An 11,113-nucleotide genomic window follows, 5' to 3' on the forward strand; every position below is an offset into this window, starting at 1 on the left:
CCGGCATCAGTCCGCTCTGTGTCAGAAACGGTATCACTTTTAGAGTATCACCGGCTGCGCTTTGTATCCGGCATGAACAGCGTAGCGAAGCCCAGCAAAGGCAGGAAAGCACACAAGCTGTAAACCCACTCAATGCCATAGACATCCGCCATTTTTCCAAGACCCGCAGCGGCGAGCCCGCTGATACCAAACATCGTGCCAAACATGATCCCGGCTACCATTCCTGCACGACCGGGAACGATTTCCTGAGCGTAAACCACCAGCGCAGAGAATGCCGATGAGAGGATCAGGCCGATAAAAATGGTGAACACAATGGTCCATACCAGACCTACATGGGGCAGTAACAGCGAAAAAGGGATAACGCCTAAAAATGAAATCCACACCACCGCCTTACGACCAATGCGATCGCCGATCGGTCCGCCGGCAAAAGTGCCGACCGCCACGGCTGCAAGAAATGCAAACAGGCAGAACTGCGCGTGCTCCAGCGGCATGCTGAAGCGGTGCACGAGGTAAAACGTAAAATAGTTACTCAGTGAGGCGATATAGGTAAATTTAGCGAACATCAGAACGCTGACCACAGCCAGCGCCTGAAAAACTTTTGCCCGGGAAAATGTCTGCAGCGCGGCGCTGCTGTGGCGCTTCATGTGCGCCTGACCGTGGCGGGCGGACCACTGGCTAAGCCGGGTCAGAATGACAATGGCGACCAGCGCACACAGCATTAGCCAGGCCACAGAAAGCTGGCCATGAGGAATAATCAGTAGTGCGGCCAGCAGAGGACCAAACGCCGATCCCGCATTCCCGCCGACCTGAAAAGCGGACTGCGCGGTACCAAAGCGTCCTCCCGACGCCATCCGGGCGATGCGTGAGGCTTCCGGATGGAAAACGGACGAGCCAACGCCAATCATCGCCGCGGCAAGTAAAATCATCATGAAATTCCCGGCAACCGCGAGCAACCCGATCCCCATGAGGGTGACGCCCATGCCCGCAGGGAGCAGAAAGGGTCTGGGGTGTTTATCGGTGTAAAGGCCTACCCAGGGCTGAAGCAGAGACGCCGTTATCTGGTATACAAAAGATATCAGGCCAATCTGCGCGTACGTGAGCGTAAAGCTTGCCTTAAGCATGGGATAGATTGAGGGCAATACGGCCTGAATCATGTCATTACAGCCGTGCGCAAGCGCTGTAGCCCCTACGATGCTGGCAAGGAACCCCTGAGCGGAGCCGGCGGTTTCTGAGGAAGGGATCGCCGGAGAATGTTCGGGTTCTGTAGAATGCGAAGCCATATTCATGTCTCTTTGCAGATGAAAGTAAGTCGGTTTTAAAGGTCTGATGCCGGGACCGTTAATGCTGCAGAATCCGTGCCTGTCCCGGGTGGCATCGATTAGCTGATAAACCCGCACCGGATAACAGCAGTGAGTGACCTGGCAGATCTGGCGACCATGTCAGGCATGATGTTCTCCCGATTTTTATACAGGATACAGGATCCATTGTCAGAAACAGGATGCATCAGTGCCCGGCTGCATCTTGCTGCACCCTGTAGAGCTAAATATACGCGTGATTGATAAAGACTTACGACGTCTGCATCTGTCCGCTTTGTGTGAGAGCGGAATCTGGCATGATGACGCTGTAGCTGTGCGAACATCAGCTGCGGATCTATTCTGGCGAACAACCCGTAAAGTGAGTGTCAGCTTGCGACAGCGTCCAGGAGGGCGTTGTGCGGCTTCTTTAGGTGTAAAAACCGCGCCTGTTCTTTAATGCTGACACTCACAACGTTTTTACTGCAACGCTTTATATTTACATCTCAGGAGCCTGCAAGGTAGTTATTTACCGGCTTGTGACATCTCCTGAGCAGACTTCAGATGTTCCTCGACAACCGGCGTATGCGCGTCAGCCAGCGCTTTGACGTCAGGGTCCTTAATCTTTTTTGCGTCACTCTGCAGGGTCGACAGCACCATCTTGTGATCCTGAGTGCCGGCGTTTGTCATATACATCTTGTCAAATTCAGCGCCGCTCTGTTTTTCCAGTTTAGCGGCCATAGTTTTGTGCTTAGCGTCTGGCTCAGTTGGCAGCGTTACGCCTTTTTGTTCGGCGACTGTCTGAACTTTGGTGAGAGCAGCGCTATGATCGTCTACCATTTTCTGCGCATACGCTTTTACGTCGCTACTTTCCGCTTTGTTCAGCGCGATTTTGCCGGCGGCGACTTCATTGATATTGGCCTGCGCCATATCCTTCAGCGCTTTTTCATCGCCGTTACTCAGTTTGCCGCCCGACATACTCTGGCTGGCAGCGCCATTCTGTGCTGCGCTGGCTGGCGTCTGAGCATACACGCCAGCCGTGCTAAACATTGCTACTACTGCCGACAGAGCCAGCACGCGTTTCAGGGTTTTATTCTTATGCATATTGTTCTCCGGAATATTTATACGATGGCTGACGTCAGGCTATTAACCCCGGACAGCCTTGCAGGGAAATCAGAAGTGCATTAGTCAGTATAGACAGGGAAAAAGAGAGGCATGAGCCGGACTTGCCTGCCGTGCTATATCCCGGAAGATCTGCATATGACAGGTCAGAATGAGATCGTTAAAAGCGAGTCGCGAAAAATCTGCGCGCTTTCAAAAAAACGAAGCGATTCTTTCTGAGAGTGATCAATGCAATAAGCAGGTTGTACATTCCTAAACCTTCACTGAATTTCGGGGGAGTTTCTTCCTGAACAAGCGCCAGCAATTTTGACGTTGCCGGATGCCGGATAACCTGCCCGGCAAAAACGCTAACTGAGGCATCTGAGATAAGGTTGAAACAGGCGATCAGGATAACAGTCAATTAACCGGGCCCCTTAAAGATTTCATTAACCAGCATTGAAAATAACGCCGGCTTATGCCGGAAGGTGATGCTGTTTACTGCGTAATAGGTTATTTTTTTGAAAGCGGGGCACAAGGTTAACATCGCCGCATAAAAAGGAGTGTTAAATGGAAATAGCAACTGCGCGCTTACAGCTCGAACCTTTTAATGACTCTCACTATCAGGGGCTCAGGGCGATGGATAATGATGCCAGCGTGATGCGTTATATCAACAAAGGTGTAGTTAAAACCCCGGAAGAGACCATGGAAAGTATCAGGCGTGTGCAGGCCCGCTGGGATAAATACGGGTTTTCATGGTGGGCGATCAAACATAAGCGTTCCGGCGTGTTTATTGGTGCAGCCTGCCTCCAGCACCTGGCAAACGTTGAGGATGCCCCCTTAGAGATTGGCTGGCGGCTTGTTCCTGAACAGAATGGTAAAGGCTATGCGACGGAGGCCGCTAAAGCGATTATAGATTTCGCGGTAACGCAGGCGGGCGCAACGTACCTGGTGGCTGTCGCCGACCCTGACAACATCCCCTCTCATAGAGTAATGCAGCGATTAGGCATGACTTACAAAGCAAAAGAACAGCATTACAATGAGATCTGCGTTGTTTACGAACTTCACGCCGGTTAACCGTAATGCAGTTCTGATACAAGGTCTGCTTTAAGTCAGAAGCGGACGCTGGCAACGCTATCAGAATGTATATTTTGACGAACACGCCACAGAAGACTTTGCAGCCTCCTGGGACTTAATATATTCAAAAATTCCCTTTATTGATGCTTTGTCCGGATGGTTTACTTCACTCAAATGAATGGATAAGGGTATAACTGTTCGCTCTTAGCGCATATCTGTGTATATATTGTGCGCTTTAAAACCCACCGGACGTTTAAGGTAAATAACACCGGTACCTGATGTTTTTCTAATCGATGCGGAAGAGGTCGGGTCGCTTATAGAAACGATCGGTCTGTTTAGCAACCCGGCGAACGCAGCGCAGATCAATGAGTCAATAACGCAAGCGGAGCGCGGTGAATTTGCCGAAGTGAACTATTACGTTTACAAAAAAGTTGCGGCTCCGGATGATTGTGATCATGCTGGCGAAGAGCAGATGATGTGCTTTCATTGCTGATATACCTTTATCCCGTAAAGTAATGCACAAACGCTTATCAGTGCGCCTGCGCAGCAGACTACATACCACCCCCATATCGCATACAGATGCGTTGCTGTGATGGCACCCAGCGCACTACCCAGTGAGTAAAAACACATGTTGGCGCCAACCAGCCGGCTTGCCGTTTCAGGCCGGGCGGCAAGAATAGCGCTTTGATTGATCACATGAACCGCCTGAACCGCAAAATCCAGCATCATAATGCCCGCGAGTAAAAGCCACCAGGATCTCTCAAGACCTGCCAGCGGCAGCCAGCACAGAGTCAGCAGCAGCAGCGCAATAGCGCTTATGTGGGCACCCTTCCCCCTGTCAGCCCAAATTCCGGCCCTTGAAGCTGCCAGTGCACCGGCCACGCCAGCCAGACCAAACAGACCGGTTTGGGTAAGCGAGGCGGACAGGGCGGCGAGGGGTAATACCATGGAGGTCCACATCAGGCTAAAAGCGGTGAAAATCAGGAAAGTCATGATTCCACGTTGACGCAGTCGGGAGTCGGTGATGAAAAGCGCAAACATGGACTGCACAAGCGAAAGATATGAGGCACGCAACCGCGGTAAACCCGGGGCTGGTATCAGCACCGCCAGCGTAACAGTCAGCATCAGCAACAAGCCTGCGGCCGTGAAATAGACTGCCCGCCAGCCTGCAATATCCGCAATCATGCCGGAAGCAACCCGGGCAAGCAGTATGCCCAGTACAATACCGCTGGTGATGCTGCCAACCACACGGCCGCGCTGTGACGGCGCGGCGGCGGTAGCCGCCCACGCTACAATAACCTGTGCGACAACGGCCATCACCCCCACCAGCAGCAACCCGCAGAGCAGCATAATAAAACGGGTTGCCAGCGCCGCCACGGTTAAAGCCACCGCAGAAAGCAGTAGCTGAATGATCACCAGTTTTTTCCGATCGCACCTGTCTCCCAGCGGCACCAGTAACAGCAGGCCCAGCGCATATCCCGTTTGCGTGATGGCGACAACGCTTCCCAGGGAGCCCGGGGCCACATGCAGGCTTTTAGCGATCGCTTCCAGCAGGGGCTGCACCATATAGACATTTCCGACAGCAAGTGCGCTCGTCAACGAAAACAGCAGGACTGCCCGGGAGGAAAGCGTGTGGTTGTCTTCTGCTGGTATGCCTTTTTTGCCGTCTGCTGCCCCGCCTGGTATCTCAGCCATATTGCCCTCAGGTTTTAATTTGAAACCACTTTTATAACTACCTGTATAGGTTTCTTTTTGCAACTTCTTTTCAGGCTGGATATGCTGACAGGCGTAAAACGACATAAGGACGACGCAATGGCAAAACAGAAATCGCTTCAGACCAGTGAGTGTCCTGTTGCCCGGGCCGTGGAGTCGATTGGTGAGCGCTGGTGCTTCATGATCCTTCGTGAAGCGTTTGACGATGTGCGCAGATTCAGTGAGTTCCGGAAAAACCTGGGGCTGGCAAAAAACATACTGGCAACACGTTTAAAACACTTAATTGAGATAGGTGTACTTGAGATCAGCCCTGCTTCCGATGGCAGTGCCTATAAAGAATATATTCTGACCGACATGGGTCGATCTGTCTTTCCCGTTGTGGTTGCCATGCGGCAATGGGGTGAGCGTTACCTGTATAAACAAGGTGAAATGCATTCGGTGTTGCTGGATAACGTTAACGGCGAGCCGCTGTTGACACTGGAAGTTCGTGCCTCAAATGGTCGCGTCCTTGGGCCCGCTGATTGTTACCGTAACAGCGTTATTACCGCTAAAAAAGCTGAGCACGACTGTTAACCCCTGTTCTTAAAACCGTATGCGTTGCCGGGGCGGGCATTTTATTTATGCCGGAACTACAGTTAACGGTGAGGTTGTCATTGACGCGTATCAGAAGGTGTATTCAGTGTTTGAACACGACGATCAGGAGAAACCTGTCATCGGAGAGGCAGCACTCAACCTTGCACTGGCGGGACAGGACATTAACCAGCAAACTTTAACAGAGGAGCTGGATTTGATGGCTGGTAACGCCGCTAACGCGGTCAGAGCGGAGAAAATCAGAAAAGCCAAACACTGGCTTAATGGTTTTTCTCAAACTGATATGCGTGAACAGGCTGGGCTGCACTTAACGATGAGAGCAGACCCGGACGACGACGGAAAACACCACTAACCGTTGCCCGGCTCCGGCCGGAAAACGACGAAGATAAGCCAGCCTCATAACGGGCGCGTCCGACGCGTACCGGCCGGAGAAGCTGTCAGGAATGACACCCGGTTGTTTATTCAGGCAAAACCTGCAGGAACGGATAAAAGGCACATAACCTGCCCCCACCCCATCATCAACGTCTTATCCTGGCCTCAGTCAGAAACCCGAGCTGACCCGCTTTATAGTGACCCGCCAGGATCATCCTGTCATTAATGACGGTCAGAACGCGTGGCGAAAAAGACCACTGCGGCTCCGAGAGCAACAACGAGCGTATCTTCAATCAGGCCACTTCTGGTCTGCCCGATATCTGCTATGGCTTTTTTGCGTGCTGCGAGCGTGGCATAAGCCAGTGGCACAGCGGCAGAAATAGCTATCGCGGCCCCGGTTTTTTCCTCTCCCCTGGGCGCCAGCGCGGCCCCGGCAATCCCGGCACTGGCCACGCGCGCAGACAGACCCGGAAATACAGTGCGGTCCGGCGCTGACTGCATTTTGTCACCAAACAGTTCCCCTATCCCCATCGCTAACGCGCCATATTTAAATAGCGGCCGGTCCAGCAGCAGCAGCGTGCCAGAGGTATCGCGCTTCGCAAGGCGTGCCACAGCAAGCGCTGCCATCGGCGTCATTGAACGGCAGCTGGCGACAACGCCAATCAGGGCAGAATAAACAAAATGCGTTATTTTCATTCGTGATCTTCCGGATAGTGAGAAATTTATTTTTTCTTGCGTTCTGCCGGGATATAAGGCAGGAACGCGCTATGTAATAAACACATTTACACGGCCACATTATCAAAACGCTTTTTACCTGCGTGCCGGACTTTAGATTGCCGGCAGAATGCCGGTGCAGGTCCGGCTGGAATAGTCAGTATAGATGAGCGGCCTGAGCGTGCAGAAAGGAGACAAGCGTGCGGGTAATAACGGAAGCATTCAGGCATGTCAGTGTGTTGCATGCCTGAATGCGGATATTGAGTGTTGCGCAGTCAGAATTGCCAGGAGACACTGACGTTCACATTTCGTGGCTCACCATATACGTAACTGTTCATATAGCTGTAATAGTGGCGATCAAAAAGATTATCGAGGTTGGCCTGCACGGCAACCTGCTTATTCACCTGATAGCGGGCAAACAGCGAAGCCAGCGGATAGCTGCCCTGATACACCCGTACGCTCTCACCGCTGGCGTTGGTCACATCCTTAAATACCCGATTCTGCCAGTTAACGCCGCCGCCAATGGTCAGATCAGGAATGGCAGCCAGCTGATAACGGGTAAAAAGCTTAAAGGAAGTCTGCGGCTGGTAGCTGTTAAAGCGGCCACGTTTGTCACGCGCAACGTAGCGGGTGGCACCAAACGTCAGTTGCATATTGTCAGTCAGTGCGCCATTCAGTTCAAACTCTGCGCCTTTACTCACAGCACCTTTAGCGGCGACATAAGCCTGCTCGCTGCCACTCAGGTAGACCCCATCAAGCGCCTGACCGACATCATCCTCTTCGATACGGAATATCGCCACGGTGGCAGTGAGCAGGCCATCGTTCCAGGCAGATTTCAGCCCGGTTTCATAGCTTTTCCCGGTTACGGGTGACAGGTAACCGCCACGGGTATCGCGATAGGTCTGCGGCAGGAAAATAGCGGTGTAACTGCCATAAGCGGACCAGGTTTCATTGATGTCATACACCAGCCCTGCATAAGGCGTGGTGTTATTCTTGGTCATTTCTCCGCTGCTGCCGGTGGTGCTCCACTGGGTATAGCGCGCGCCAACAATCAGTGACAGCGGATCGGCCAGCGACAGACGTGCTGCGCTGTAAACGGATTTCTGCCGGACCGTGTCATTGGCGTTGCGATACCAGCCCTGCCACGCCGGCTCCGCTACATTACCGCGCCAGTGGTTATCAAAAATACCCATATCTGCAGCAGTGATCTCACGTGCTTCTGCATCGCTGAAACCATCCTGACTGTAAGTGGCATTGTGCTGCCGACTGTAACTGGCACCCGCCATTAACAGATGCTGACGACCAGCCAGCTCAAAGGGGCCGCTGGCAAAGCCATCAACAGAGTCCAGTTTACGCTTGCCGCGATCCATGCTGCCGTAGCCGGTCGTCCCCTCACCGCTCTCACGATCGGGATTCCCCATCACATAGAGCAGCTTATCGCTGAACCTGTTTTCGGCATGCGTGCCGTTGATATGCATATTCCAGCCGTTATCAAAGTGATGCTCAATATCTGCAAAGACTTTACGGGAGTGGGTATTGTAGCGTGCCCAGCTGGCTGCTGAATTCAGGCTGCGATCGTAATGCGTGGTGGCATTGTTGCTGTAAAACATCGGCAAACCACCCCAGGTCGGATTGCCGGTGTTGTTATCTTCGTAGTCATACCCCAGCGACACGGTGGTGCTTTCGGAAAGATCGGCATCTATGACACCGTAAATAAACTTTTTAGTCTTCTGATAGCGATCCAGCCAGCTCTGCTGGTCAGTGTAGCCGCTCACAACGCGGCCACGCAGGCTGCCATCCCCGTTCAGCGGAGAAGAGAGATCCGCCACATAACGCTGCTTATGCCAGCTGCCATAGCTGGCACTTAGCGTCCCGGTAGCGATTTTGCTGTCGGCATGTTTGCGCACCATGTTGATTGAAGCAGCCGGGCTGCCAGCGCCGGTCATCAGGCCGGTTGCACCGCGCACGATCTCAATGCGGTCATAAATGGCGGAGTCAGATGCTGCATCACCGTAATTCCATGCGTCATTGACTAACGCCGGAATACCATCAAACGTAAAGTTGCTGACTTTGAAGCCGCGTGAATAGTACTCAGAGCGTTCACTGTCGATAAGATTAGTGGATATGCCGGTAACGTTGGTTAATACATCATTAACCGACTGCAAATCCTGATCCTGCATGCGCTGCTGTGTCACGACGCTAAGAGACTGCGGTACATCGCGCGGTGTCAGCATTAATTTCGTGCCTGCGCGGGTGGTCTGCACCGCATAGTTCTGGTTACTGAGCGCACTGTTATCGGCCGGATTAGTGCTGACAATCATCTCCTGTGCATCCTCCTCAGCTGCCCGGGCAGGAGTAAGAAGAGTATGTACGGTCAGTGCCAGTAATGAGATGCTGAAGAGGTTGTTAAGCCCTGATTCCCTGCTATAAAAAGCCATAAATTTTCCATTACGCGTGGGTATAAGGTTAAGCCGTTCTGTGCTGGTTATCATCGTTATCCGTGCAACACAGGCAGGCTGAAGCCAGATTCATTATGCGAATGGCAATGATAATCATTTGCTTTAGCAATTCTCTAAAAGATTCCAGCGAAAATGTAACTTTTTGTAAAAAACAGAAGAATCATATGGATAGAAACGGAAACCTGGCAATGACAGGGAGTTAAATTGTGTCAATTCAGGAAAAGGTGAGGCAGGCAGCAGGTATCAGCGATGATAACAGGGAGGTCTGGCGGAGCAAGTCAGGCAGGCCATCCATAGCCTGCCGCTGGTATATAACAGGCCCGCTTTTACTTGTACACGGTAGCGGTAGCTGACATCTTTGAACCTTCTTTTGCAGAGGTAATCACGTAGTATTTACCGCCCATTTCATCTGCCTTTTTAGACAGGTCAGCTTTGGCATCTGAAGGTGCAGTCTGCTCTTTCATTGAGCTTATCTTGCCCACTTCCTGATATTGGCTGGCCTGTTCTTTAGTGATCTCCTGCGCGGCTAAAACGGAGCCAGAGGCAAGTGTTCCCAGAAACAGAGCAGCAGCGACCATTATTTTACGTTTCATACATTAGTCCTCGTGGAATAAAAATTAACCGGATGTCCCTATAAACAGATAGTTCAGAATAGAAATAAAGCAACGTTATTTCAGGAGATTTTTTAATTATGCGGGCAGCCCGCTTTAACCTGCAGCCTTCTGCCCTGTCGGGTAATACATTGGCGATGCCGTAGCTGTCACTTTCTTCCTGAATACAATAGCCTGCCTGGCCGTTTCCGGCAGCATGTGATCCGCCCCGGCACCGCCGCCCTTATAGCCCGCGGCAGGAATAGCCGGGCGTTAATATATTTACTGGCTGCAAACCTTCGCCTCTTTTATTTTATTATCACTGACACCGTTTTAACTTTTTTATCACAGCAGATCGCGGCGTCGGATATTTATTTCTGTATGACGGGCCATTACCAGGGCGATGATTATTTCCCCGGGTCGGGTATGCAGCAGTGCGTTTTGCGCTCTGGCGGTAATTGAGCGTTCATCGCGAACGCTATATGCTGCAGATCGCCCGCTGGCCGGGAAGATGATGCTGCACACACCTGCTGCTTAGCAGCCCGGGAGCAGAGAAAACCTGTTGCCTTAAGGAGATAAATGATGATCATGATGGATGCGCTGCTGGCATTCAGCGTTGCCGCGCTGTTACTGACTCTGACGCCGGGCCTGGATACCGCGCTGGTCCTGAGAACGGCAACGGTTGAGGGAAGAAAACAGGCGGTTCACGCGGCGCTGGGTATCAGCACCGGCTGTCTGGTCTGGGGAGCCGCCGTTGCGTTCGGTCTGGGCGCACTCATCGCAGTGTCAGAACTGGCTTATGACATGCTGAAATATTGTGGCGCTCTTTACCTGAGCTGGCTGGGCATTAACATGCTGCTGCGCCCGAGAAAGCAGCTGACACTGGCTGACCATACCGCTAAAAATAGCGCAAACTGGTTTTTGAAAGGCGTACTCGGAAACGCACTCAACCCTAAGATTGGCATTTTCTATGTCTCTTTTTTGCCGCAGTTTATTCCGCAGGGCCACTCACCGATACTCTGGACGTTTATTCTGGTCAGTATCCATATAGCGATCGGGACGTGCTGGTCGATGATACTGATAAGCGCCACGCGCCCGCTGGCGACAATACTGCGAAAAGAGCAGGTTATTCGCTGGATGGATCGTACCACCGGCGCCATTTTTCTGGCCTTTGCAGCCCGTCTGGCCCTGAGCCGTCGCTGAGCAC

The 11,113-nt window shown here is 52.2% G+C and carries 11 protein-coding genes; 4 read left to right on the forward strand and 7 right to left on the reverse strand.

Going from position 1 to position 11,113, the window contains the following annotated elements; all coding sequences use genetic code 11:
• Positions 1 to 47: 47 nt before the first annotated feature.
• The 3 genes from B3041_RS02370 to B3041_RS02380 all read right to left on the reverse strand — a co-directional run bounded on the left by B3041_RS02370 (position 48) and on the right by B3041_RS02380 (position 2,814).
• Positions 48 to 1,280, reverse strand: coding sequence for an MFS transporter (locus B3041_RS02370; protein ID WP_065647670.1), 1,233 nt, complete (start codon positions 1,278 to 1,280; stop codon positions 48 to 50).
• A gap of 537 nt (positions 1,281 to 1,817) precedes the next feature.
• Positions 1,818 to 2,396 carry a DUF4142 domain-containing protein gene (locus B3041_RS02375; RefSeq protein ID WP_065647612.1) on the reverse strand — a complete coding sequence of 193 codons (579 nt, stop codon included), beginning with the start codon at positions 2,394 to 2,396 and terminating at the stop codon, positions 1,818 to 1,820.
• Between the two features lie 178 nt (positions 2,397 to 2,574).
• Complete coding sequence (locus B3041_RS02380; protein WP_292968880.1) at positions 2,575 to 2,814, reverse strand: hypothetical protein; 240 nt, start codon at positions 2,812 to 2,814, stop codon at positions 2,575 to 2,577.
• Between the two features lie 146 nt (positions 2,815 to 2,960).
• Between B3041_RS02380 and B3041_RS02385 the strand changes: the two genes are divergently transcribed.
• Complete coding sequence (locus tag B3041_RS02385; protein WP_065647611.1) at positions 2,961 to 3,467, forward strand: GNAT family N-acetyltransferase; 507 nt, start codon at positions 2,961 to 2,963, stop codon at positions 3,465 to 3,467.
• A 483-nt stretch (positions 3,468 to 3,950) separates the two neighbouring features.
• Here B3041_RS02385 and B3041_RS02390 read toward each other — a convergent pair whose 3' ends face one another.
• The gene (locus B3041_RS02390) at positions 3,951 to 5,162 is read right to left on the reverse strand and encodes an MFS transporter (RefSeq protein ID WP_292968883.1); all 1,212 of its coding nucleotides are present in this window, start codon (positions 5,160 to 5,162) and stop codon (positions 3,951 to 3,953) included.
• A 117-nt stretch (positions 5,163 to 5,279) separates the two neighbouring features.
• Between B3041_RS02390 and B3041_RS02395 the strand changes: the two genes are divergently transcribed.
• A complete protein-coding gene (locus B3041_RS02395) occupies positions 5,280 to 5,753 on the forward strand; it encodes a winged helix-turn-helix transcriptional regulator (RefSeq protein ID WP_292968885.1) in 474 nt (157 codons plus the stop codon).
• A gap of 106 nt (positions 5,754 to 5,859) precedes the next feature.
• Entirely contained in the window at positions 5,860 to 6,123 is a 264-nt protein-coding gene (locus B3041_RS02400) for a hypothetical protein (protein WP_292968887.1), read from the forward strand.
• Positions 6,124 to 6,365: 242 nt separating this feature from the next.
• Here B3041_RS02400 and B3041_RS02405 read toward each other — a convergent pair whose 3' ends face one another.
• From B3041_RS02405 to B3041_RS02415, 3 genes are all read right to left on the reverse strand, one after another.
• A complete protein-coding gene (locus B3041_RS02405; protein ID WP_292968888.1) occupies positions 6,366 to 6,839 on the reverse strand; it encodes a hypothetical protein in 474 nt (157 codons plus the stop codon).
• 293 nt (positions 6,840 to 7,132) lie between these two features.
• Positions 7,133 to 9,295 carry a ferric-rhodotorulic acid/ferric-coprogen receptor FhuE gene (fhuE, locus tag B3041_RS02410; protein ID WP_292968890.1) on the reverse strand — a complete coding sequence of 721 codons (2,163 nt, stop codon included), beginning with the start codon at positions 9,293 to 9,295 and terminating at the stop codon, positions 7,133 to 7,135.
• Positions 9,296 to 9,642: 347 nt separating this feature from the next.
• Complete coding sequence (locus B3041_RS02415) at positions 9,643 to 9,909, reverse strand: YdgH/BhsA/McbA-like domain containing protein (protein ID WP_065647606.1); 267 nt, start codon at positions 9,907 to 9,909, stop codon at positions 9,643 to 9,645.
• Between the two features lie 579 nt (positions 9,910 to 10,488).
• Here B3041_RS02415 and B3041_RS02420 point away from each other — a divergent pair.
• Positions 10,489 to 11,109, forward strand: coding sequence for a LysE family translocator (locus B3041_RS02420; RefSeq protein ID WP_292969260.1), 621 nt, complete (start codon positions 10,489 to 10,491; stop codon positions 11,107 to 11,109).
• Positions 11,110 to 11,113: the final 4 nt, after the last annotated feature.

The organism is Pantoea sp. UBA4549, assembly GCF_002387285.1.
Classification (GTDB): Bacteria; Pseudomonadota; Gammaproteobacteria; order Enterobacterales; family Enterobacteriaceae; genus Pantoea; species Pantoea borealis.